This window comes from Bacillus sp. MAG717A, from assembly GCF_036884855.1.
GTDB classification, from domain to species: Bacteria; Bacillota; Bacilli; order Bacillales; family Bacillaceae; genus Bacillus; species Bacillus safensis.
Genome location: NZ_CP145733.1, coordinates 3099237 through 3122783 on the forward strand (window position 1 = coordinate 3099237; position 23547 = coordinate 3122783).

A 23547-nucleotide genomic window follows, 5' to 3' on the forward strand; every position below is an offset into this window, starting at 1 on the left:
GGCATATCACGCCGGATAGCTTTTCTATTTGAGCAATAGGTAAACGTTTGATAGGATGGTTCATAGAGGTGAACACTTTGGATAATCAAACATTACTTGAACATACACAAAACTTGAGAATATGGATCGAAAAAGCGTATGAGCAGTACCAAAAGGGAAAGGCTGAAGAGGAGTACCCATCGTATGATTTTTATACGGATATTCAGCCAGCCGTCGATACATTTGATCAGAAAATGGAAGAGTGGCTCACCGCAGCTATCTCCTTTGTTCAACAGGTCAAACCTAGATATTTACACCAAGAACAGCTTGAAGCCGTAAAAGAAAATGGTAAAGAGGTTGTCCTGCAATCTTATTTTGGCAAACAGCACGCACCCCGTGTAAAAAATTTAGTTGAGTCAGTGGTTTACACGCTGAACCTTTTAATAGAAGAAATCAAACAGCGCAGCTAAAGACATAATGCTGCGTTTTTCTTATGACTTCTTTAGGCACATCTTCTGCTTTTGATCATAATATATGAGTGACATCAATATGTGTTGAGAGCGAGAGGAGCGAGATAGATGTTCCCTTATTCAAACCAGCAGCCTTATGAATTCAATCAATTCAAGCAAAGGCCTTTTCCGTATTCAGAGATGCAGCAGCAGCCTCCGCAGCCTCCAGACTATTTCATGCCGCCATATCAAGGTGGAATGAACCAGGCACCATCTACTGTTTATCAGCCGCCTTATGGATACCAAGAAAATGTGCCGCCTATGCAGCCGCCTGAAGCGATGAATCCACCCCAAATGCAGCCGCCAGGCATGATGCCCATGCAGCAGCCTATGAACCCATATCCTTTGCCAAGACCGCAAAAACAGCAGCCTTCTCAGTTTAAAAGTGTGCTATCGCAATTCAAAAAGACGAATGGGCAATACGATTTTAACAAAATGTTTGATACAGCTGGCCAAATGATGAGTACAATGAATCAAGTAGGCTCATTGGCGAAAGGATTTACAAGCATTTTTAAAGCATAGTTAAAACCCAATAGATTGATCTATTGGGTTGTTTGCTTTGGCGCAGATACACGAAGCGATTGATCTTTCCACACACTTTTCATTTTCGTTTCATCTATTTTTGCCGGCATTAAAATGGTTTTGGTAAAGCTTGAATACGAGGAAGTCGTATCCGTTTTGATTTTTTCCTGCACTGATAAGTGTAAATATTGGGCTTTTACTTCTAGCGCAATGTCTCCTTCGACAAAATGGTCTGGAAATTGAATCTCGATATAGACATTCTGTTCATCCTCTGTCACATCAGTCGTAATTGATGCAAGTGATTGCGATGTGGTCATGAGTGCCTCCGCACTATTTAATATCTCGTGAAACGGGGAGGATGCAAAAAATTGTTCAATCGCTTCATATAGAATATCTTCATTTGCCAGCAATTCATGTTTGTTTTCGCCATCTTGTTTCATTTGAATCACCTCTCATCTACAGCCTATGCAGAAAGGGCTCAGGCGGTTATCAATTGATGAGAGGAAAAAATTATGATTAAATAGTGTTGAATGAAGCAAGGTGTATAGGCGTAAAGTTTCTTACACTAAATAGATTTAGGAAGCAAAGCTTGAAGGGAGCAAATTGACATTGCTGAAAAAATTATTCGGTTTCGGAAAAAACCAAGATGATGTAAAGGAAGAAGTCATTTATTCTCCAGTTGATGGAGAGTTAATGGATATGACTGATGTACCAGATCCCGTCTTTTCTCAAAAGATGATGGGAGACGGCGTAGCAGTAAAACCAAAAAGTGGGACGATTGTGTCACCAGTAGAGGGTGAAATCATTCAGCTCTTCCATACAAAACATGCAATTGGCATTCGAACACTCTCGGGGCTTGAGCTTCTGATTCATATCGGACTTGAAACAGTTGGGTTAAATGGTGAAGGATTTGAAGCGCACATTAAAGAAGGGGATAAAGTGAAAATCGGTGACCCTCTCATTACGTGTGATTTAGAACTGATTGAAGAGAAAGCATCAAGTACAGTGACACCGATTGTGATTATGAATGGTGACCTAGTCGAACGACTTGATAAAGAACCAAAAGGCTCTGTAGAAAAGCAGATGTCCAAGCTCTTTACAGTGAAAATGAAATAATTCATGAATAGAAAAAACTACCCGTTAATAGGGTAGTTTTTTTATTGAGGATATTAATCCTCCATTGGAACCCAGCCTTGACTCGCTTCCATGACAGACCACAATCCTTCTGGAATGAGATACTTGTCTTTTTGGCTGCGTTTAATGACGGTTTCAATCTCTTGTTCTCTGCCTTCTTTAATCTTTTTAGCCCAATCTGGGTCGACGATCAGCTCTCGTGCGACAGCAATCAGAGGAATCCCTTGATTGTAAGCATGGAGAGCATCTTCAGCTGTAATGACGCTGCCTACTCCAATAAGTGGAAGAGTATCGCCGCATCGTTCTTTTAGCAGTTCCATACGTGTTTTATTAGAATCTGCGCCTCGTCTTGCTTTAGAGCCAATCTCCATTAAAGAGATATGCAAATAATCGAGTTTTTTTGTTTTGAGAACATCCACTAATGTAAACGTCTCTGTCATTGTTAAACCAGGTGTTTCAGGTTCTTCAGGAGATAACCGGTATCCAAAGATAAACGGTTTAGCCGCATGTTCTTTGATGGCCTCTTTGACTGCATCTACAACAGCAATAGGGAAAGCTAGACGTTTTTCTTCATTTCCTCCCCATTGATCTGTACGCTGATTGCTATGCGGTGAGTAAAATTGCTGTAATAAATAACCGTTTGCTCCGTGGATTTCCACGCCATCAAACCCTGCTTGAACCGCTCGTCTTGCCGCTTCTTTAAAGGAGTCGATAATATGAGTAATTTCCTCTTCTTTTAAAGCGCGTGCAATTTGTTTTCCATCTTTGAACACATCACTAGGCGCAACCACATCACCGTTTGGAACTAAATGAGGGAGAGCCTGAGAGCCGCCGTGATGAATTTGGATAATGGCTTTTGTTCCTTTTGCTTGGATTGCTGAAGCTAATTTCTTCAGACCTGGGATATCTTCATCTCTTGCGATAGAAGGCTGTCCTTCAAATGCCTTCCCATCTGGAGTCACGTTCGCACATGCTGTAATCACCATACCCATTTCACTTGATCTAGCTGTAATGAAATCAATTTCGTCTTTTGAAATGGTGCCATCGTCATGAGAACCAAAGTGTGTCATTGGAGCAACCACTAACCTACCATCAATAGAGGCGCCACCAGGAAACGTAAATGGTTCAAATAAAGGCTTAAATTCGTTTTTCACTCTGATCATCTTCTTCCTTGATAAAATCATTTCACTATAGAAGTGTAATAGATACTGTTACAACAGTTCAAAGTATTTGCTCATAAGCCCAGCATCAAAAAATTGCCGCCTAGTCATGCAAACAAATATTCGGTACACTAGAATGAGAGGTGGACGCAATATGAAAAAGAAAACAATGAACGAACTGATAGAAGAATTAAAGAAAGACGAACAGGTAGAGCATTGGCATGAAATTGAAGCAAAGCCTGCACAGACCTCTCCCGTTCCTGAAAGAGTGGACGACAGGCTAAAAAAGGCGCTTGAAAAACGAGGCGTGAAAGAACTGTACATTCATCAAAAAGAAGCCTTTGAACGAGTAATGGCTGGTGAACATGTAGTAACGGTTACACCAACAGCTTCAGGTAAAACGCTTTGCTACAATCTGCCTGTTCTTCAGTCGATTGCAGAAGACCAGACAAACCGCTCTCTTTATTTATTCCCAACAAAAGCGCTCGCTCAGGATCAAAAGAGTGAACTTAACGAGATCATCCACGAGATGGATGTTCCGATTCATAGTGAAACATATGACGGGGACACCTCACCAGCCATTCGGCAGCGAGTGAGACAAGCAGGACATATTGTCATCACAAACCCAGATATGCTGCATTCAGCCATTTTGCCTCATCATACGAAATGGGTCAGCTTGTTTGAGAATTTGAAGTATATTGTCATTGATGAGCTTCATACATATCGAGGTGTGTTTGGCAGTCATGTGGCCAATGTGATTCGCAGGCTAAAGCGAATCTGTGCATTTTACGGAAGTGATCCGGTGTTTATTTGCACTTCAGCAACGATTGCGAATCCAAAAGAGCTGGCGCAGCAGCTCACAGGGAGCAAGGTGCATCTTATTGAACGAAACGGAGCGCCTAGCGGTAAAAAGAATTTTGTGTTTTATAACCCGCCAGTGGTGAATAAACCATTAAATATTAGACAAAGCGCTGCCACTGTCGTCAACCAATTGGCTAAAACATTTTTAAAAGAAAAAATTCAAACGATCGTTTTTGCTAGAAGCAGAGTACGAGTAGAAGTGATTTTAAGTCACATTCAAGAGCTTGTGAAAAAGGAAATCGGTCCAAAATCGATTCGCGGGTATCGTGGAGGCTATTTGCCAAAAGAGCGGCGCGTGATTGAAAAAGGGTTAAGAGAAGGAGAAATTCTAGGTGTCGTCAGCACGAACGCCCTAGAATTAGGGGTAGATATAGGTCAGCTAAAGGTATGCATTATGACGGGGTATCCTGGCAGTGTAGCGAGTACATGGCAGCAGGCAGGACGTGCTGGAAGGCGTCATGAGGAGGCACTTATTATCATGGTGGCAAGCTCCTCACCCCTTGATCAATATATTGTCAGACACCCTGAATATTTCTTTAATAGACCGCCTGAAGCAGCCAGAATTAATCCTGAAAATCTCATTATTTTAGTGGATCATCTAAAATGTGCTTCCTACGAGCTGCCATTTCGGATGGATGAACAGTTTGGCGACATGGAAGTAGAAGATATTTTGCAATACTTACACGAAGAAGGAGTTCTTCATTTTAGCGGTAACCGGTATTATTGGTCAGATCAATCGTTCCCAGCGCATGGCATCAGCCTGCGGTCTGCAAGCCAGGAAAATGTAGTGATTGTGGATCAAACAGATGTAGCGAATGTCCGAATTATTGGAGAGATGGATCGATTCAGTGCGATGACACTGTTGCATGATGAAGCGATTTATTTACATGAAGGGGTTCAGTATCAAGTAGAAAAGCTAGATTACGAGCATCTGAAGGCTTATGTGAAACAAGTGGATGTAGAATACTATACAGATGCTAATTTAGCTGTTCAGCTCAAGGTGCTTGAAATCGATCAGACAACCGAGAAAGAAGCGGTATCTGTTCACTACGGTGATGTCACTGTCAACGCAATGCCAACAATTTTTAAAAAAATTCGGCTCAGCACTGGTGAAAATATCGGCTCTGGCCCGATTCACTTACCTGAAGAAGAAATTCATACGAGTGCGGCCTGGTTTGAATTACATGAAGCAGAGCGAAGATTTGAAGAGAAAACACTTGAACAGCTGCTGCTCGGCGTCGCAAATGTTCTTCAGCACATTGTACCAGCCTTTGTGATGTGTGACCGCTCAGATATTCATGTTGTTTCACAAATTAAAGCGGCACATACAGGTAAACCGACAGTCTTTTTATATGACCACTACCCTGGCGGAATCGGCTTAAGCAAAGAGGTCCAAGCTCGTTTCGATGAAATAGCCGGTGCAGCCATTCAACTGATAGAGCGGTGCCGCTGTGAGAACGGCTGTCCATCCTGCATTGGCATGGAAATGAAAGAGGTGAGCGGAAAAAGCAGCATTGTTGAATTGATGTCTGTATTTTAAGGGGAAGGAGGAAGAGAGCTACTCATGTCATTAAAAGGGAAATTAAATAGAATGAAGAAGCACCTATCGCACAACCAGCCAAACGAAAAACGGCAAAAAGCAGTGGAAGGACAACCTCAGTCTGTCACAGCTGATAACATCCCATTTTTAAAGGAATGGGAGCAACTGGGTGCAGCTCCATATCACTTTGAGGATTCCTTTTGTCTCATTCGAGAAGTCACCTATTCATTAGATGACAAGCATGGACTCTATTCGTTTGCGGAACTGCCAAAGATCATCGAGGCTTGGAACAAAAGCGGCATCCAGCATTCACTATCGGCTAAAGGTTACAAGCCGCATGAACTGTTTTTCTTTGATACAGAAACAACTGGATTATCTGGCGGGACGGGAAATATGATCTTCTTGCTTGGGCATGCGCGGGTTTTTGCTGACAAAGTAGTGGTGAAACAGCACCTGCTCACAAATCCGGGAAATGAAGCGGCTCTTTATAAAAGCTTTCTCGATGAAGTGAACGTAGAATCGCTCGTTACATATAATGGAAAATCATTCGATTGGCCGCAAGTGAAAACGAGACATACTTTGTTGCGAGATCAAATCCCTGCGCTTCCAGAGTTTGGCCACTTTGATCTTCTGCATGGGTCAAGACGATTGTGGAAGCATAAATATGAACGAATGGCGCTGTCTGTGGTTGAAAAAGAAGAGCTGCACGTTCACCGGGAAGGCGACACACCAGGTTTTTTGGCACCGATGATCTATTTTCATTTTTTAAAGGAACAAAATCCGAAGCTCATCGAAGGGATTTTGACTCATAATGAATTAGACGTCCTTTCGTTAATCAGCCTCTACATCCATCTATCCAAAAAAATTCTATCTATGGATGCAGTAAAGGAGCACGATGAGAAATACGCGCTGGCTAGGTGGCATCTTGCGCATCGAGATGTACAGGAAGCTACGAAGCATTTGCGGGAATTAACAGGTGCTGATTTTGAACATGCCAATCAGGCGGCTTATGATCTCTCCTTACAATATAAACGGCTAAACGAGTGGGATGAAGCAGTTCGAATTTGGGAAACATTATTTGAATCAAGTGATGTCCATTTAGCATTAAAAGCAGGTATAGAGCTTGCGAAGTGTAAAGAGCATCGTCAAAAAGATGCAAGGTCAGCTCTTTCCATCACCAAATCTTTATTATCTTTCTCATCGTTAAGCGAGCGAGACACGGAAGAGCTTGAGAAACGAAAAAAACGGCTATTGAGAAAAGCTGGGCAATGAAATATTATTACCCGGGAAAGCGCAAAAAATGACAACGTTCGGCTCTCGGCCGAAAATAAAAAATGTTTAGCACTTTTATTGTAGAAAGGCCGCGAATCCTGTAAAATAACGTTAGATATTGAATGAGGAGCGTATAGCATGTATAAAGGTCTTTTCTACTTGTTTTTTCTTGTGGTCATTTTGGTCGCCTTTGTGTTTTCAAACTATAAAGATATTTTTCTTGCCAACTTTTAAAATAGGTTAATGCATTAGTACATGTACACCTCTTGATTCATACATTGTTAATGTAAGAAAATAAAGGAGAGGGGAATGCTACATGTACCATCATCATCATTGCCATCCTAATGTTACACAGCCAATTGTTCATCCGACGAATCATTGCTGTACACACAGCGAGTCAACAACAATTGTGCCGCATATCCACCCGCAGCATGTGACAAATGTTCACCACCAGAATTTCAAACATGTTCACTACTTCCCGCATACGTTTTCTCAGGTGGACCCGGCAACACATCAACACTTTAACTGCGGTGGACCTTGCTGTAACAGATAAAGTGAATGGGACTTTTATAAGTCCCATTTTTTAAAAGCAGGTGAAAAAATGAAAATTATTGCTGTCACAGGGTACAAGCCGTTTGAGCTTGGGATATTCAAGCAAGACGAGCCTGCACTTCAATACATAAAAGCGGAGCTTCAAAAAAGGCTGACAGCCCTTATCGAAGAAGGTCTGGAATGGGTGCTCATATCAGGCCAGCTTGGGGCAGAAATTTGGACAGCCGAAGTGGTGTTTGAGCTTCAGGAGGAATATCCAGCGTTAAAACTTGCAGTCATTACGCCATTTTATGAACAGGAAGAGCGCTGGAATGAGCAAAACAAAGAATTGTATGAAGGAATTCTTGCACAGGCCGATTTTGTAGAAAGTGTCACGCATAGACCGTATGAAAGTCCGGCACAATTTAAACAAAAGAACCGCTTTTTTATTGAAAAAACAGATGGTCTTCTCGTCTTATATGATCCCGAGCATGAGGGATCGCCGAAGTATATGATCAGAGAAGCAGAAGCCTATACCGATTACCCCATTATGTACATCACAATGGATGATCTAAGAGCGCAGGTTGAGGCGGAAGATCCGTTTTTTGATTAAAAGCAAGAGAAAATTTGACAACGTCACGTATTTCTGAAAAAATATACTATGAATTCACGATATGAGGTGAAAAAGATGCTTGCTGATAAAGTAAAGCTTTCTGCGAAAGAAATTTTAGAAAAAGAATTTAAAACAGGTGTCAGAGGGTACAAACAAGAAGAAGTCGATAAATTTTTAGATATGGTCATTAAAGACTATGAGACCTTCAACCAAGAAATCGAAAAACTTCAACAAGAAAACCTCCACTTGTCAAAACAGCTTGAAGAAGCTGTTGAACAAGGGAAAAGACAGCCTGCACAGTCTAATACAACAAACTTTGATATTTTAAAAAGACTATCGAACCTTGAGAAACACGTTTTCGGCAGCAAACTTTATGATTGAGTCTTGCTGAAAAAGCTTGTGTCAGATGTCATTGTCGTTTATAATAACGGTTATTGATTAACGTTCGGGTAATCGCTGTAATGCTATTTAAGGCATTGCAGAGGAAAGTCCATGCTCGCACGGTGCTGAGATGCCCGTAGTGTTCGTGCCTGGCGAAAAAATAAGCCAGGGCAGCCTGGGAAAGGCTGACGGCAGGAAAAATGCCTACGTCCTTTTTAGGATATGGCAAAGTATCCTTGAAAGTGCCACAGTGACGAAGTCTCACTAGAAATGGTGAGAGTGGAACGCGGTAAACCCCTCGAGCGAGAAACCCAAACTTGGTAGGGGAACTTTCTCAAAGGAACCAAACGGAGAGAAGGACAGAGAATTCTGTAGATAGATGATTACCACCTGAGTACGAGGCATTTGCCGTTTGCAGTACGATGGAACAAAACATGGCTTACAGAACGTTAAATCCGTTATAATAAACATGATGTACAAAGCTCTCCTATTTCAACATATGGAGAGCTTTTATCTTGAATACATAAAAGGACGAGAAAACAGGTGATAAATCAATGAAAACCTATACACTCATCGCAACAGCTCCAATGGGAATTGAAGCAATTGTTGCAAAAGAAGTAAGAGACCTTGGCTATGAGTGCACAGTCGACAATGGAAAAGTGATTTTCAAGGGGGATGCGCTTGCGATTTGTCGTGCAAACCTTTGGCTGCGTACAGCAGACCGGATCAAGGTACAAGTTGCTGAATTTTCGGCAAAAACATTTGATGAGCTTTTTGAACGGACGAAAGCGATTGACTGGGCCGCTTTTTTACCAAAAAACAGTACGTTTCCTGTCATCGGGAAATCTGTAAAATCTCAGCTTGCCAGTGTGCCGGACTGCCAGCGCATCGTCAAAAAAGCCATCGCGCAAAAGCTTAAATCCTCCTACAACATTCAGTCTGAATGGCTTGAAGAGACGGGACCTGAATATAAAATCGAAATCGCTCTTTTAAAAGATAAAGCTGTGCTTACGCTTGATACATCTGGTGTAGGTCTTCATAAACGTGGATACCGCATGGATCAAGGCGGAGCACCTATTAAAGAAACGCTTGCAGCTGCGCTTGTCCTATTAACGAACTGGACACCTGACCGTCCGTTTGTTGATCCTTTCTGCGGATCAGGAACAATTGCCATTGAAGCAGCGATGATAGGACAAAACATTGCCCCGGGATTCAACCGGGATTTTGCGTCTGAATCATGGGAATGGATCGGTGAAGACGTATGGAACAAAGCGCGAGTAGAAGTAGAAGAAAAAGCAAACTATGATCAGCCGCTCCGCATTATTGCAAGTGATATCGACCATCGTATGGTAGACATTGCAAAAATCAATGCAGAAGAAGCAGGGCTAAGTGAACTGATTGAGTTTAAACAAATGCAAGTAAAAGACTTTCAAACAAAAGAAGAGTACGGTGTGATTGTCGGAAATCCTCCTTACGGTGAACGACTGAGTGATAAACCAGCAGTTGAAAAAATGTATCAAGGAATGGGTGAAGCATTTAAGAACCTAGATACCTGGTCCATTTACATCTTGACGTCACACGAAAAATTCGAAGAATGCTTCGGAAGAAAAGCGACGAAAAAGAGAAAGCTGTTTAACGGTTTTATCAAAACAGACTATTATCAATATTGGGGAAAACGCCCGCCTAGAAAACAAACAACCGAATCGTAATAAATGGCCGCACCGAAAGAAGGTGCGGCTTTTTTGTGCTGAAAAGGTATAACTCTCAGCTAGACGGAATAAACTGAACTTGATTTTAAAAAAAGAGGTGTCTTCATGATTCATTATGATCAAATTCAGTTAATCCAAAAAGCACTCGCTTCGACTGCTCAAGAAATAGAAGGGCATGAAGGTGGACAATCTGCTCAGCTTACGGCAGCCATCGAAGATTTGGCACTGGCTCAGGCATACATAGAACGTTCTGAGCATGCATTTTTAATGAAGGAAAGCTATCAACATCGCCTGCGCTCATAAAAAAAGATTGTTTTTCCCCAGCGTAAATGGTACTATTGAATGTCTGAATGATTCAAAAGTTGGGGGTTGAAGCAGGTGACAGCATCTCGTTTGCCTTTTTCATTATCAAAAGAACACAATTTTTACGAAGAACTGGGCAACTGGATTGGTGATGTGTTTTATGACATTTTGCCAGAAAAGGGCTTTGATCTTCGAGATGAACAAATATTCATGGCTTTTCAGCTAGAAAGAGCCTTTAAAGAAAAAAGTGTGATGTTTGCCGAAGCTGGGGTAGGCACAGGCAAAACCATCGTCTATCTATTATTTGCCGTCACATATGCAAGGTATACAGGGAAGCCTGCGATTATTGCATGTGCAGACGAAACGTTAATTGAACAGCTCGTTAAACAAGAAGGTGATATCTATAAAATTGCCAATCACCTTGATATTCAAATAGATGCGAGATTAAGTAAATCGCATGATCAATATTTATGCTTAAAGAAGCTAGAGAAAACGATGCAGCGTGAAGATGATGAAAAGTGGCTCGATATTTATGAATCACTGCCTTCATTTGTTCATGAATCACATGGTATGCAAACCTTTTATCCGTATGGCGATCGAAAAGAGTATCCAGAGTTATCAAATGATGAATGGTCACGAATTGGCTATGACTCATTTCAGGACTGCCTGACGTGCGATATGCGCCATCGCTGCGGTCTGAATTTATCAAGAGATCATTACCGGAAAGCGACAGATCTCATCATCTGTTCACATGATTTTTACATGGAGCATGTGTGGACGAAGGAATCCCGAAAACGTGAGGGACAGCTTCCGCTGCTTCCTGAGCATAGCTCCGTCGTATTTGATGAAGGACATCTTCTCGAGTTTGCCGCACAAAAAGCGTTAACGTACCGAGTGAAGCAATCAACGCTCGAAACATTTTTGGAGCGTCTTTTGCAAAACGACATACGCGAAGAATTTGCAGAGCTTGTTGAAGATGCACTTGCAACAAACGATGAGTTCTTTTATCTCTTAAAAACACATGCCAAAGAAGTCAAAGGCTCGCACCGGCTTGAAATTGGGCGTGTCGATGAGGTAAAGCGTTCTGCAAGCGAATTGTGTGACTTGCTTGAAAAAATCGGAGAAGCGCTCGTGTTTGAATCTGAAATGTATACGATCGATCAATACGAATTATCTGTTGTGGAAGAATACATTGAACAAATGGCGTATTCTCTATCGCTTTATCAAAAAAATGCCATTAGCTGGCTGGAAAAACAAGAATTAGATACAACATTTGTTGTGATGCCGAAGACGGTTGCGGAGGTACTTGGCGAAAAAGTCTTCTCGCAAAAAAGACCATATATTTTCTCTTCCGCTACATTGTCTGAGAATCAATCCTTTGATTATTTAGCTGAAAGTCTTGGGATTAAAGATTACTTATCAATGAGTGTCGCTTCGCCGTATGATTACGATGAACAAATGAAGATTTATTTCCATGGAATTCAGCAGATCGCTGAGCAAGAGGCAAAAGCACAGCAAGTGATCACTCAGCTGAAAGAAAATGGAGGACAATCTCTGATTCTATTCCCTTCATTTGATGAACTCCATTTCTTTAGAAAACAGCTTGAAGCAGCAAATGAATCACTGCCGTTTGACGTATATTTTGAGGGAGACGAGGAAATCAGCACAATTGTTCAAAAGTTCCAAGCTGATGAGACGTCTGTGTTATGCTCTGTTCATCTGTGGGAAGGGCTTGATATTCCAGGTGAATCATTAACGAATGTGATCATCTGGGGACTTCCTTATCCGCCGCATGATCCGGTATTTGAAGCGAAACGAAATGAAGCAAAGGATGCACATGCTGAAGTTGACCTTCCGTATATGCTGCTTCGCTTACGCCAAGGGATCGGAAGACTAATCCGGACAAGCCAAGACGCAGGAAGCATTCATATTTATTTTGATCGTAAGGAAGATACAGCGCTTCAAAATAAAATTGAAAACGTCCTGCCAGTGAAGCCCATCATCACATCTTAAATAGCTGAATACTTGCAAAGGAGGAGGATACCATGGTGTCTCCTCCTTTTTCATTGACAAAAGAACATTCATTGAAGTAGCCTTGAAACGTACATACATATTTTATTGATTGGGGGAACAAACGCATGAGTCTTGAAGCAACTGAGAAAGCGTTTTATCAATTACTAGGGAAAATCGCCCATTATACAGAGGCGCTCCATTTACTTTATTGGGACTCTAGAACACAAGCGCCTAAAAAAAGTGCGGATTTTAGAGCTGAAACGATCGGTCAATTATCAAGTGATATTTTTAATATGAAGACTTCTGACGAAATGAGAGATCTTCTTCACGAATTAAACAAACATCGAGATGAGCTGTCAAAAGATACACAGAAGGCGCTCGAATTATCACAAAAAGAGTATGATGAAAACAGTAAAATTCCGAAAGAAGAATTTAAAGAATACTCGATTTTGCAATCAAAAGCAGAGCATGTTTGGGTAGAAGCAAGGGAGAAATCAGACTTTTCACTCTTTGCACCATACTTAAAACAGCTTATTGACTTTAACAAGCGTTTCATCCAATATTGGGGCGTGAAAAAAACGCCTTATGATGTGCTGCTCAATAACTATGAGCCAGATATGACGGTTGAACAGCTTGATCAAAAATTTGGTGCACTTCGTGACGCTATTGTTCCTCTTGTGAAAAAAATCGAAGCTTCACCAAATAAGCCGGATACTTCATTTTTATCGAAAAGCTTTCCAATCGATAAACAAAAGGAATTGAGCCTCTTTTTCTTAAAAGAATTAGGATATGACTTTGACGCAGGCCGCCTTGATACAACAGTCCATCCATTTGCAGTGACATTAAGCAGAGGTGACGTGCGTGTGACGACTCGTTACGATGAGCATGATTTTCGAATGGCGATCTTTGGCACGATTCATGAATGTGGTCATGCGATTTATGAGCAAAACATTGATGAAGCACTGAGCGGAACGCTTTTATGTGATGGTACTTCGATGGGTATCCATGAATCACAGTCTCTTTTCTTTGAGAACTTTATCGGCAGACACGAAGATTTTTGGAAAACGTATTATCAAAAGCTGCAAGAAGCATCTCCTGAGCAATTTAAAGATGTTTCTTTAGAAGACTTTGTGCATGCAGTGAATGAATCTAAGCCGACTTACATTCGAATTGAAGCTGATGAACTGACGTATCCGCTTCACATTATCATCCGCTATGAAATTGAGAAAGCGATTTTCAATGAAGAAGTAGCGGTTGAAGATCTGCCTGCACTTTGGAATGAAAAATATCAAGCGTATCTTGGCATTACGCCTCCTAATGATGCACTCGGTATCTTGCAGGATGTTCACTGGTCTGATGGAAGCTTTGGCTATTTCCCTTCATATGCTCTTGGTTACATGTATGCAGCGCAATTAAAACAACAAATGATCAAAGATTTACCAAATTTTGATGAGCTGATTCAAAATGGGTCTTTTGCACCGATAAAAGAATGGCTGACGGAACATGTTCATCAGCACGGAAAACGGAAAAAGCCGTCTGAAATCATTCAAGATGCAACAGGTGAAGAATTAAATGTTCAATATTTAATCGACTACTTAACGGATAAATACACGAAACTGTATTTATCATAAAAGAAGGGCACCCTTTCATAAGAAGGGTGCTTTTTTGATGCTTGAATATTCTAAAAACGAACATTTTGTTCTGATCTATTATTTAAGTTCGGTATTTTTCTATAAAAGTGCTTTCCAAGCGTCTGAAATCTTGTTATAATTTGAACACTATAACACTCATATAATCGCGTGATGATGGCACGCAAGTTTCTACCGGACACCGATACGGTCCGACTATGAGTGAGCAAAATGAAACAGCTCTTGTTTGAGCTGAAGATCCGTGGATCGTTTTCGCATTGCTTGCTCCTCATGGGCAGCAATGCTTTTTTTATGCAAAAAATCGAATGTTTGCCAATATGCTAGGGGGAAAAATGATGGAATTGTTACGTCAAAAAATTGAGAACGAAGGAATCGTTCTGTCAAATCAAGTGTTAAAGGTAGATGCTTTTTTAAATCATCAAATTGATCCTGTGTTAATGCATGAGATTGGGCAAGAGTTTGCTAGATTATTTAAGCATGATGGCATTACAAAAATCATCACAATCGAATCTTCAGGCATCGCACCTGCTGTGATGGCTGGGCTTGCTCTTCAAGTCCCTGTTGTGTTTGCAAGAAAACGTCAATCACTCACATTAACGGATAACCTGTTAACAGCCAGTGTGTACTCTTTTACAAAAAAAGTAGAAAGCACGATTGCTGTCTCAAATACGCATCTGAGTGAAAACGATTGTGTGTTAATCATCGATGACTTTTTAGCAAATGGTGAAGCTGCGAAAGGACTTGCAGAGATTGCAAAGCAGGCAAAGGCGAAAGTAGCCGGTTTTGGCATTGTCATTGAAAAATCATTCCAGCCTGGAAGAAATGCACTTGTGCAAATGGGCTACCGCGTCGAGTCCCTCGCACGTATTGAATCACTTGAGGAAGGGAAAGTCACGTTTGTACGGGAGGTACAATCATGAGTGCCGCTAAAAAAGTCAAAACGCTCTCGCTGGGCATTCAGCATGTACTGGCAATGTATGCAGGTGCTGTTCTTGTACCGCTCATTGTTGGAGATGCGCTTGGGCTCACGCCTGCACAGCTGACTTACCTCATCTCTGCGGATATTTTCATGTGCGGGGCTGCTACATTGCTTCAAGTATGGAAAAACCGCTTCTTTGGGATCGGTTTACCTGTTGTATTAGGCTGTACATTTACGGCGGTTTCTCCAATGATTGCGATTGGCTCTAAGTATGGAATTTCGTCTATCTATGGCAGTATTATCGCTTCTGGGTGTATTGTCATTCTTCTTTCTTTTTTCTTTGGGAAGCTTGTGAAATTTTTCCCGCCTGTTGTCACAGGCTCTGTCGTCACGATTATTGGTATCACCCTCATTCCTGTAGCGATGAACAATATGGCAGGAGGAGAAGGAAGTGCGGACTATGGTTCTTTTGAAAATCTAGGGCTCGCTTTCCTTGTACTATTTATCATTGTACTGCTCTATCGATTCACGAAAGGGTTCATGAAGGCGATCGCCATTTTAATCGGTATCCTCCTTGGGACAGCAGTTGCTGCGTTTATGGGGAAAGTGGAAACAGCTGAGGTGGCAAACGCCCAGGTTTTCCGCATGATTGAGCCATTTTATTTTGGCATGCCGACCTTTGAATTTGCACCGATCATGACCATGACGTTAGTTGCGATTGTGTCATTAGTTGAATCAACAGGCGTTTATTTCGCACTAGGTGATTTAACAAACCGTTCATTAAAAGAAAAAGATTTGGCTAAAGGCTATCGGGCAGAGGGGATTGCTGTGTTATTAGGTGGAATCTTCAATGCTTTTCCGTACACAGCCTACTCACAAAACGTTGGATTGATCCAGCTAACTGGCGTCAAGAAAAACCAAGTTATTGTCGTAACAGGGGCATTGCTCATGTTATTTGGTCTTTTTCCTAAAATCGCTGCCTTTACGACGATTATTCCAAAATCGGTTCTTGGCGGTGCAATGGTTGCCATGTTTGGTATGGTCATTGCATACGGTATTAAAATGCTCTCACGCGTGGATTTTGCAAAGCAGGAGAACTTGCTGATCGTTGCTTGCTCCGTGGGAATCGGCTTAGGTGTTACCGTCGTACCGCAAATGTTTGAGCATCTGCCAGATTCGATGAAATTATTAACAAGTAACGGCATTGTGGCCGGAAGCTTTACCGCAATTTTGCTTCATATTATTTATCACATGATTCCTTTTAAAAAAGAAGCCGAGCATGACCTGGTAGAAGAACCTAAGCAATCTGTTATGTAAACACCTCTCTTGGAGAGGGATTCAGATTATGGACAAAGAGCTAAAATGACCTTTTTTTAGCTCTTTGTCTTCTTTTTAGCTTGATAAAAAACCTTTGATCCTAGGAAGGAGCGTGTAAGGGTTTGTCTACAAGCTGAAAGCCCGCATCTTTTGGATACGGGCTTTTTGTGATTATCACTATTAATGCTGTACCGGCGGCATTGTTTCGTTAATGACTGCAAATGTATAGCCCCTTGCTTTTAGCTGTATAATCAGGCTGTCTAAATAGTTTGTGGTAGAGGGTTGATCATGCATTAATATAACTTTTGGTTCCCATGGTTTATTATTCTCAAACATTTGCAATTGATTCAATACCTCTGGAACATATTGTGAGTTTTTATATCTCCAGTCAAGGCTATCAATCGTCCAGTCCCAGTAAATAAAGCCATTTTGGTTTAAACGTACTTTTTGATGATATGTTAAATTTGGAACACTGCCATAGGGGGTTCTTACAAGACGGCTGTAGACACCTGTAACAGAGGCAAGAATACGCTGAGCTTCTCTCATTTCATTTACGGGAGACTCGCTGTTCTGATAAAAGAGGTTTATATCATGCGTCATGCCATGAAGACCTAATTGATGTCCTTCTTGATAAAGTCTTTTCACAGCTGATTGGTGTGCTTGGATTTGCGGTCCAAGCATGAAGAACGTCGCCTTCACGTGATGTGCTTTTAATACATTTAACAGCTGATTTGATGTAGCAGAAGGACCATCATCAAATGTTAAAAAGACCGTTTTATTTGTTGCCTGTTGGTTTGGCTGATCTTTTGCTTTCAGACTGATGCTTGTGTCACGGAAGTCACTGCTGGCAACATTTTTTGCTTGCCCATTTGTCGCCTGCAAATGGGGTTTAGACATATCCCAGATAAAAAAGAGAAACAGTGTAAGAAGCACTAAACCAATTACCTTTGAGAGAAGTATCGTGTTGTAGGGTGTCTTTTTTTTGGAAACCTTTTTCAATACAATCACTCCAGTCAATTAAATTTTGAGCCGAACCATGTTGTAGATTCTTTCTTTTTTCACTGTTTTTCTTGGTACACATATTGATTATGTATATAGTGGAAAAAATCCTTTTTATATAGAAAATTCAAATGAATTAGAAATTTATGGTTGTTACTTTGTGTTGATCAGCAAAAAAAGGTGATCCGTTCATGTTTAAATAAAATCATTCTGAATAATGATTGAACCGTTAATATTTATACGCTAAGATAGCAGCAGATTTGACCATTAATTCGAAGCGAAAGGGAGATTCCTTATGAAAGTGTTGTATAATGACGATTTCATTGAAAAAAGGGTGCTCATGCTTTTATTTAAAGTAAAGGGGGGCTACGGTCTGAACACTTCTTTTTGAGAGGTGTTTTTTTGCATAAAAAAAGCAGGTTCGCTTGGCTTAGAACGAACCTGTGAAGGAGGAAAACTACATCATGTTTTCACCTATATTATCCAATATTTATCAATTGACGTCAAGACAAAAAGTTAGACGGAGGAAAATATTTTGACTGAATTGTGACATTTTGGCATGTATATCCTTTTTTCGATAGGGGATATTAATCGAAAAAAGAGGTGAAGCCGATGGCGTACATTCTTTCTGTTGGAACGAGTCTGCCACAACATCATGTGGATCAGAAAAAGGCGGCTGATTTTGCTAGATCCCAATTTAAACGATCGTTTAAAGATATCGACCGGCTGCTCAGAGCTTTTCAAAACGGAGAAATCGAGAGCAGACAGTTTGTGCAGCCAATTGAATGGTATCAGACGCACCACTCTTTTGAGGAGAAAAACAATCTCTATTTGGAAAAAGCATTGGCTCATGCAAAAGAAGCGGTCATACACTGTCTTCATGAGAAGGCGTTCCTGAAAAAGCCGATTCCGTTTGAAGAGATCGATGCATTGTTTTTTATTTCAAGCACCGGACTTTCGACACCAAGCCTTGATGCAAAACTGATGAACGTTCTCCCTTTTTCGCCTTATACGAAACGAGTGCCGATCTGGGGCTTAGGATGCGGGGGCGGAGCGGCGGGGTTGTCCCGGGCTTACGAATACATAAGAGCATTTCCAGAAGCAAAGGTGCTGGTTGTCGCCTGTGAACTGTGCAGTTTAACCTTTCAGCCGCAAGATCAATCAAAAAGCAATTTAATCGGTACATCTTTGTTTGGAGACGGGACAGCAGCTCTTTTATTAACTGGAGAAAAAGGCGTATCTGAATATACCTATCTAAAAACAGTTCCTAAAGTGATTGGTACACAATCCGTCACAATGAAAGAGTCTGAGGATGTGATGGGCTGGGAATTTACAAGTGACGGCTTTCGAGTTATTTTCTCCCGTGACATTCCTTCCATTATTTCCGGCTGGTTAAAAGAGCAAGTCGATCAATTTTTAGAGCAGCAAGGGTATTCGGCAGAAGACCTATCGGTTTTTCTTGCCCATCCTGGAGGAAAAAAAGTGATTGATGCCTATATTAAAAGTCTATCCTTACAAGAAGATCAGCTTTTTTCATCAAAAGAAGTACTCAGACAACACGGAAATATGTCCTCTGCCACAGTTTTGTATGTGATCAAGCATTATCTTGAACATCAATCCGCTGAAGCGGGAGATATGGGTCTTTGCGGAGCGCTTGGACCAGGATTTTCCTCAGAGCTGCTGCTCATGAAATGGGAGGAGGTCATATCATGATCATTTGGCTCGTCATTGGTTTCTTCGTGTGTCAGCGGCTTATTGAAATGCTTGTGGCTAAAAGAAATGAAAAGAAAGTGAAAGCGATCGGTGCCATTGAATTTGGTGCAAGTCATTATCCTTATATGGTCGCTATGCATGCGGGTTTTTTTCTCTCACTCATGGTTGAGGTATGGGGATTAAACAGGCCGCCGTCACGCTATTTTCTTGTGCTGCTCGTTTTCCTGCTGGCTACACAGGTGATTCGATATTGGGCATTATGCTCTCTTGGAACGTATTGGAATACAAAGATTTTAGTTGTACCAAATGCGATGATGGTGAAAAAAGGACCTTATCGCTGGTTAAAGCATCCTAACTATGTCGTGGTGGCGATTGAGCTTATGCTGATCCCGCTTTTATTTAATGCCTATTTTACCGCCATTTTGTTCACATGTTTAAATGCATGGATGATGGCTGTGAGAATTCAAACAGAAGAGAAAGCGCTCAATCAGTATTTGTTAAATTAATATTGAAAATCATTATCAATTGTGATACACTTTCATTAATGATAAGCATTCTCAATCACGAAGGATGGACGGTGATCACATGACAATGGTTTTCTTACTCGGTACGGTCTGTGTATACAGCTTATTAATTGGCTTCGTATTAAAAGGTGTTTCTAAAAAATCTGCTTCCTGATCGCAGTCAATTGCGACTGATCGGGCAGCAGATTTTTTTAATTTCTTCAGATCAGAAGAAAAATCTCTTCATTTTGTGTAAAATGGTATCACATACATAACTGACTTTTCTAAAAACAAAGGGGTTTATCGTCATGGAAGACTTGTCTATTCGAGAATCGCTCGTTCAAACTACAGGTGCTTTATATCAAAGCCTTCTCAAAAGGGATGATCATGAACGCGCAGCCAAACTTGCATCGATTATCAAAAAGGAAGCAGAAGAAGAAGTGTATATCGCATTTACCGGCCACTATTCAGCTGGAAAGTCATCACTTGTGAATCATCTGCTTCATGATCACATCCTGCCAACGAGTCCAATTCCAACAAGTGCAAACTTGGTCGTCGTGAGGAAAGGGGAGAGTGAAGTAAAGCTTCACACCTCAGATGGCCGTTTTGCAAAAATGAGCGGTTCTTATGATAAAGAAGCAGTTCAGCGTTATTGTAAGGACGGAGAACAGATTGAAATGGTGGAAATTAGCGGGCACTATAGAGGATTGGAAGAAAAGGTGGCACTGATTGATACGCCTGGAATTGATTCAACGGATCATACCCATTTTTTATCTGCCGCGTCTATTCTACATCAAGCAGATGCTCTTTTTTATGTCGTGCACTACAACCATGTTCATTCGGAAGAAAACATTCGTTTCATTCGCTCCATTAAAGAGAAAGTGCCAAATCTTTATTTCATCGTAAATCAAGTCGATCGACATGATGAGCATGAGACAGCGTTTGAAGACTACAAAAATCAAGTGGTTGATATGCTTCTTAAAGAGGGCATTGAAGAAGAACATCTATACTTTACATCTGTAACCGATGAGTCGCATCCAAGAAACGAAATGATTCGTTTAATCGAGAAACTGCAAGAATTACAAACATTGCCGAAAGCATCACTTCGCGCCTATACCGAGCAGAAAATAGAGAATGTTTTAAAAGAACATATTGACTCATTAAAAGAAGAGCTGCAAGAAGAGGATCTTGATTCACTGGTTCAAGAAAAAAGAAAAGAAGTCAAGGAGCTTGAAGCGAAAAGCAGCTTTATTGAAAATGGAGCAAAACAGTTAGAAGATGAAGTGTCTTCTGAAGTCGAGAACATTTTAAAAAATGCAAACCTAACCCCATTTAAAATGAGAGAGCTCGCAAGTGACTATATTGAATCGAAAGCTCCTGGCTTTAAGGTAGGACTACTGTTCGCTAAAAATAAAACCGAGCAGGAAAAAGAAAAGCGGGCGAACGATTTCTTAGCAGATGTCAAAGCAAGAATGAAAGCTGAAGTGGACTGGCATATTGCTGAGCTGCTCAAAAGAGAAGTCAAGAAACATCAGCTTGGTGAAGAGCTATTAAATCAAGTGATGGCATTTGAAACACCTGTGGAAGAATCACTGCTTGAAAACGTCATCCATCATGGTGCGACATTTTCAAATGAATACGTTTTGCAATATGCAAAAGATGCTGGTGAAGCACTGAAAAGACAGACCAAACAGAAAGCAATACCATTGATTGAACAAATGACTGAGACGCTGAAAACCCAGCTCATGAATGAAAAGGGAAAGCAGCAAGATAAATGGGACCAGGCAGCACAGGAGCTCCTAGCGCTCGAGCAAAGCATGGAAAAAAATGATCAAATCAGAAGAGATATTGAGCATATATGGGGTATATGGCAAAACGGAACAAATGAGCAGATCACAGATGATTGGTTTTATGTGAAAAAACATCGGATGCAGCATGACGAGCTAAATCAGAATCATACGTCCACTCATGCGGAAGAAAGCGAGAAAGAAAATCAGCAGCAGACAGAGCTTGATCAAATGCGTCAATCACAGCATATTACGACAGCTCAGTCAATTGACCAGTTTGAGCAGCTTTCTCAAATTTTAATGCCATTAAACGCGCTTCAGTCTCAAAGAAAGTCCTTTGAACAACGAACAAAACGGCTGCAAGCGAAGGAATTTACACTCGCCTTATTCGGTGCTTTTAGTTCGGGGAAATCTTCGTTTGCCAATGCCCTAGTTGGGAGAAAGGTGCTGCCATCATCTCCTACACCAACGACGGCCACAATCAATAAGCTGACGCGGCCGACAGAAGACCATCCGCATGAAAGTGTGAAAGTGGTGTTCAAAACCGAGCAGGAAATATTAGAAGAGCTCGATCAAATTCTTGGTTTTTCTATAACGGAAGAAAAGGGAGATACGTTTCAAGCGAAACTCGAACGAACGCTGAAAAAAAGAGCGCTTGAACAGGATCACCGCATCATTGTTGAACATTTTTTAAACGCTCATGAAAAGTTCCGTGATTCCATTCAAAAACAAACGCCGCACAATGTCACCCTTCAAGAATTAAAGCCATATGTGGCAGAAGAGGCTGTTTCTTGTGTGGTGAAGGAAGTGACGGTGTATTTAAGTACACCTTTAACAGATAAAGGACTGACGATTGTTGATACACCAGGCGCCAGCAGTATGAATAAACGTCATACAGAGATTGCCTTTCAATATATGAAGGATGCTGATGCCCTTCTTTATTTAACTTACTACCAGCATTCTTTCTCAAAAGCAGACCGGTCATTTTTACGTAAACTCGGGCTTGTAAAAGATTCATTTAGCATGGATAAAATGTTTTTTATTATCAATGCAGCTGACCTCGCAAAGGATCAAACAGAGCTTGAAACTGTCTTTGACTATGTGAAAAATGAGCTCACAAAAGAAGGCATCCGGCAGCCAAACCTTCATCACGTATCCAGTAAGGAAGAGATCGAAGGAAAGGGTCAGTCGCCTTATAATCAGTATTCACAGCTTAGAACACAGCTCGACTATTTTATTGAGGAAGAATTAACGAAAGATGCGATTGAGCTGCTGTATTTTGAAGCGAGTACATTATGTAGAACAGTCGACAAGCTGCATGAGACGCTGCATCAGTCAGAAGATGAAAAGCAAGCGGAAAAGAAAAAGATAGACACATCCTATGAAGCGATCGTTGATCAAATGAGCCATATTAAACGATCTAAGCTAGTGGTAGAAAGTGTGAAAAAGGACTTGCACGAACAGCTTTACCACATTGTTCAGCGCTTGTCACTTTATGCAAATGATCTGTTAAAGACAGCCTTTTATCCTGGAATATCTCAAGGGGACTTCAGGCAGGAGCTGAAAAAAGCGCTTGAACAGGCGCTAAAGGATTATGAATTTGAATTTGTACAGGAGATAAAGGCGCTTGATATTCGAATGGAATCGTTTATCACTCAATATTTCAAAGAGGAGTGGGAGAAAGGATTACAGGCTGCGTGTGCAGAAGATCCTTACTTTTCTCTCCGGCTGTCGCCGCCAGATGAGAAAAATGCAGAGCTGAAACAAATTGAAGTGGAAGCGGACCTGACGCCGTTTGAGCCGCTCTTAAAGAAGCAAAAATCAGCGAAAGCTTTCTTTGAACAGAACGGGAAGGCAGCGTTTATTGAAGCGATTCGAGATGTTCTTTTCCAGTTAACGACGAAATGGGCAGATAAAGAAAAAGAAGAATTACAGAGCAGATACGATATGATGGTGAAGACCTTTACTGAAAGATATGAGACAGAAGCGCTCAAGCAGCTGAATGAACAAAAACAAACATTTATCATGAGCTTGACGACAGATGCGAAAGAGCAGGCGATGATAGAACAAGTATACAAGCAGACAAATGAATGGAAGAACCAGTTGAAAACCATTTGATTCATGATAGACTAT

21 protein-coding genes, 1 other RNA gene and 1 riboswitch are annotated in these 23547 nt (G+C 41.1%); of the genes, 19 read left to right on the plus strand and 3 right to left on the minus strand.

The features are described from left to right. Positions 1 to 68 precede the first annotated feature (68 nt). Both V6Z54_RS16115 and V6Z54_RS16120 read left to right on the plus strand, forming a co-directional pair. Positions 69 to 449 carry a YppE family protein gene (locus V6Z54_RS16115; RefSeq protein ID WP_228280239.1) on the plus strand — a complete coding sequence of 127 codons (381 nt, stop codon included), beginning with the start codon at positions 69 to 71 and terminating at the stop codon, positions 447 to 449. A 108-nt stretch (positions 450 to 557) separates the two neighbouring features. Beyond that, positions 558 to 1010, plus strand: a complete 453-nt coding sequence (locus V6Z54_RS16120; RefSeq protein ID WP_039179462.1) for a YppG family protein — start codon at positions 558 to 560, stop codon at positions 1008 to 1010. Positions 1011 to 1030: 20 nt separating this feature from the next. Here V6Z54_RS16120 and V6Z54_RS16125 read toward each other — a convergent pair whose 3' ends face one another. Further along, positions 1031 to 1450 (minus strand): Hsp20/alpha crystallin family protein, encoded by a 420-nt coding sequence (locus tag V6Z54_RS16125; protein WP_126681654.1) that lies wholly within the window; start codon positions 1448 to 1450, stop codon positions 1031 to 1033. Between the two features lie 169 nt (positions 1451 to 1619). On the opposite strand from V6Z54_RS16125, the gene V6Z54_RS16130 reads away from it, so the two are divergent. Next, the gene (locus V6Z54_RS16130) at positions 1620 to 2126 is read left to right on the plus strand and encodes a PTS glucose transporter subunit IIA (protein ID WP_039183169.1); all 507 of its coding nucleotides are present in this window, start codon (positions 1620 to 1622) and stop codon (positions 2124 to 2126) included. 53 nt (positions 2127 to 2179) lie between these two features. Here the strand turns inward: V6Z54_RS16130 and V6Z54_RS16135 are convergent, their stop codons facing one another. Next, positions 2180 to 3298, minus strand: coding sequence for an NADH-dependent flavin oxidoreductase (locus V6Z54_RS16135; RefSeq protein WP_258954579.1), 1119 nt, complete (start codon positions 3296 to 3298; stop codon positions 2180 to 2182). A gap of 160 nt (positions 3299 to 3458) precedes the next feature. Between V6Z54_RS16135 and V6Z54_RS16140 the strand changes: the two genes are divergently transcribed. The 12 genes from V6Z54_RS16140 to pbuX all read left to right on the plus strand — a co-directional run bounded on the left by V6Z54_RS16140 (position 3459) and on the right by pbuX (position 16412). Continuing rightward, positions 3459 to 5705, plus strand: a complete 2247-nt coding sequence (locus V6Z54_RS16140; RefSeq protein ID WP_041085832.1) for a DEAD/DEAH box helicase — start codon at positions 3459 to 3461, stop codon at positions 5703 to 5705. A gap of 24 nt (positions 5706 to 5729) precedes the next feature. Continuing rightward, a complete protein-coding gene (locus V6Z54_RS16145; RefSeq protein ID WP_041085830.1) occupies positions 5730 to 6977 on the plus strand; it encodes a ribonuclease H-like domain-containing protein in 1248 nt (415 codons plus the stop codon). A 316-nt stretch (positions 6978 to 7293) separates the two neighbouring features. Next, on the plus strand, positions 7294 to 7530 hold the full coding sequence (gene cotD / locus V6Z54_RS16150) for a spore coat protein CotD (RefSeq protein ID WP_073979689.1): 237 nt from the start codon (positions 7294 to 7296) through the stop codon (positions 7528 to 7530). 48 nt (positions 7531 to 7578) lie between these two features. Beyond that, positions 7579 to 8121, plus strand: a complete 543-nt coding sequence (locus V6Z54_RS16155) for a DUF1273 domain-containing protein (protein ID WP_029706022.1) — start codon at positions 7579 to 7581, stop codon at positions 8119 to 8121. A gap of 75 nt (positions 8122 to 8196) precedes the next feature. After that, complete coding sequence (gpsB, locus tag V6Z54_RS16160) at positions 8197 to 8502, plus strand: cell division regulator GpsB (RefSeq protein ID WP_012010336.1); 306 nt, start codon at positions 8197 to 8199, stop codon at positions 8500 to 8502. 60 nt (positions 8503 to 8562) lie between these two features. Next, an RNA gene (rnpB, locus tag V6Z54_RS16165) (RNase P RNA component class B) lies at positions 8563 to 8949 on the plus strand. Between the two features lie 107 nt (positions 8950 to 9056). After that, positions 9057 to 10211: a class I SAM-dependent RNA methyltransferase gene (locus tag V6Z54_RS16170; RefSeq protein WP_041085826.1), complete on the plus strand. Its 1155-nt coding sequence runs from the start codon at positions 9057 to 9059 to the stop codon at positions 10209 to 10211. A 105-nt stretch (positions 10212 to 10316) separates the two neighbouring features. Next, positions 10317 to 10514: a hypothetical protein gene (locus V6Z54_RS16175; RefSeq protein ID WP_024422762.1), complete on the plus strand. Its 198-nt coding sequence runs from the start codon at positions 10317 to 10319 to the stop codon at positions 10512 to 10514. A 75-nt stretch (positions 10515 to 10589) separates the two neighbouring features. Beyond that, a complete protein-coding gene (locus V6Z54_RS16180) occupies positions 10590 to 12527 on the plus strand; it encodes an ATP-dependent DNA helicase (RefSeq protein WP_338527491.1) in 1938 nt (645 codons plus the stop codon). A gap of 125 nt (positions 12528 to 12652) precedes the next feature. Beyond that, positions 12653 to 14158 carry a carboxypeptidase M32 gene (locus V6Z54_RS16185; RefSeq protein ID WP_041085822.1) on the plus strand — a complete coding sequence of 502 codons (1506 nt, stop codon included), beginning with the start codon at positions 12653 to 12655 and terminating at the stop codon, positions 14156 to 14158. Between the two features lie 136 nt (positions 14159 to 14294). Next, positions 14295 to 14394: riboswitch (purine riboswitch) on the plus strand. Positions 14395 to 14511: 117 nt separating this feature from the next. Then, positions 14512 to 15096, plus strand: coding sequence for a xanthine phosphoribosyltransferase (xpt, locus tag V6Z54_RS16190; protein WP_251180415.1), 585 nt, complete (start codon positions 14512 to 14514; stop codon positions 15094 to 15096). Next, complete coding sequence (gene pbuX, locus V6Z54_RS16195) at positions 15093 to 16412, plus strand: xanthine permease PbuX (RefSeq protein ID WP_247544555.1); 1320 nt, start codon at positions 15093 to 15095, stop codon at positions 16410 to 16412. The genes xpt and pbuX overlap by 4 nt, the downstream gene beginning before the upstream one ends. A 180-nt stretch (positions 16413 to 16592) precedes the next feature. Here pbuX and V6Z54_RS16200 read toward each other — a convergent pair whose 3' ends face one another. Beyond that, positions 16593 to 17411 (minus strand): polysaccharide deacetylase family protein, encoded by an 819-nt coding sequence (locus V6Z54_RS16200; RefSeq protein WP_338527492.1) that lies wholly within the window; start codon positions 17409 to 17411, stop codon positions 16593 to 16595. 612 nt (positions 17412 to 18023) lie between these two features. Here V6Z54_RS16200 and V6Z54_RS16205 point away from each other — a divergent pair. From V6Z54_RS16205 to V6Z54_RS16220, 4 genes are all read left to right on the plus strand, one after another. Then, positions 18024 to 19124, plus strand: a complete 1101-nt coding sequence (locus tag V6Z54_RS16205; protein WP_041085815.1) for a 3-oxoacyl-[acyl-carrier-protein] synthase III C-terminal domain-containing protein — start codon at positions 18024 to 18026, stop codon at positions 19122 to 19124. Continuing rightward, on the plus strand, positions 19121 to 19630 hold the full coding sequence (locus V6Z54_RS16210) for an isoprenylcysteine carboxylmethyltransferase family protein (protein WP_034623498.1): 510 nt from the start codon (positions 19121 to 19123) through the stop codon (positions 19628 to 19630). Before V6Z54_RS16205 ends, V6Z54_RS16210 begins: the two co-directional genes overlap by 4 nt. Positions 19631 to 19715: 85 nt before the next feature. Further along, positions 19716 to 19802, plus strand: coding sequence for a Fur-regulated basic protein FbpC (locus tag V6Z54_RS16215; protein ID WP_226340839.1), 87 nt, complete (start codon positions 19716 to 19718; stop codon positions 19800 to 19802). A gap of 133 nt (positions 19803 to 19935) precedes the next feature. Then, the gene (locus tag V6Z54_RS16220; protein WP_338527493.1) at positions 19936 to 23532 is read left to right on the plus strand and encodes a dynamin family protein; all 3597 of its coding nucleotides are present in this window, start codon (positions 19936 to 19938) and stop codon (positions 23530 to 23532) included. The last annotated feature ends 15 nt before the right edge of the window (positions 23533 to 23547 follow it).

Excerpts from the sequence above, each read along its gene's own strand:
- V6Z54_RS16175 (WP_024422762.1), top strand. The coding sequence starts at position 10,317 with ATGATTCATTATGATCAAATTCAGTTAATCCAAAAAGCACTCGCTTCG.
- V6Z54_RS16170 (WP_041085826.1), top strand. The coding sequence starts at position 9,057 with ATGAAAACCTATACACTCATCGCAACAGCTCCAATGGGAATTGAAGCA.
- V6Z54_RS16120 (WP_039179462.1), top strand. The coding sequence starts at position 558 with ATGTTCCCTTATTCAAACCAGCAGCCTTATGAATTCAATCAATTCAAG.
- V6Z54_RS16145 (WP_041085830.1), top strand. The coding sequence starts at position 5,730 with ATGTCATTAAAAGGGAAATTAAATAGAATGAAGAAGCACCTATCGCAC.
- gpsB (WP_012010336.1), top strand. The coding sequence starts at position 8,197 with ATGCTTGCTGATAAAGTAAAGCTTTCTGCGAAAGAAATTTTAGAAAAA.
- xpt (WP_251180415.1), top strand. The coding sequence starts at position 14,512 with ATGGAATTGTTACGTCAAAAAATTGAGAACGAAGGAATCGTTCTGTCA.
- V6Z54_RS16185 (WP_041085822.1), top strand. The coding sequence starts at position 12,653 with ATGAGTCTTGAAGCAACTGAGAAAGCGTTTTATCAATTACTAGGGAAA.
- V6Z54_RS16140 (WP_041085832.1), top strand. The coding sequence starts at position 3,459 with ATGAAAAAGAAAACAATGAACGAACTGATAGAAGAATTAAAGAAAGAC.
- pbuX (WP_247544555.1), top strand. The coding sequence starts at position 15,093 with ATGAGTGCCGCTAAAAAAGTCAAAACGCTCTCGCTGGGCATTCAGCAT.
- cotD (WP_073979689.1), top strand. The coding sequence starts at position 7,294 with ATGTACCATCATCATCATTGCCATCCTAATGTTACACAGCCAATTGTT.
- V6Z54_RS16215 (WP_226340839.1), top strand. The coding sequence starts at position 19,716 with ATGGTTTTCTTACTCGGTACGGTCTGTGTATACAGCTTATTAATTGGC.
- V6Z54_RS16155 (WP_029706022.1), top strand. The coding sequence starts at position 7,579 with ATGAAAATTATTGCTGTCACAGGGTACAAGCCGTTTGAGCTTGGGATA.
- V6Z54_RS16205 (WP_041085815.1), top strand. The coding sequence starts at position 18,024 with ATGGCGTACATTCTTTCTGTTGGAACGAGTCTGCCACAACATCATGTG.
- V6Z54_RS16220 (WP_338527493.1), top strand. The coding sequence starts at position 19,936 with ATGGAAGACTTGTCTATTCGAGAATCGCTCGTTCAAACTACAGGTGCT.
- V6Z54_RS16210 (WP_034623498.1), top strand. The coding sequence starts at position 19,121 with ATGATCATTTGGCTCGTCATTGGTTTCTTCGTGTGTCAGCGGCTTATT.
- V6Z54_RS16125 (WP_126681654.1), bottom strand. The coding sequence starts at position 1,450 with ATGAAACAAGATGGCGAAAACAAACATGAATTGCTGGCAAATGAAGAT.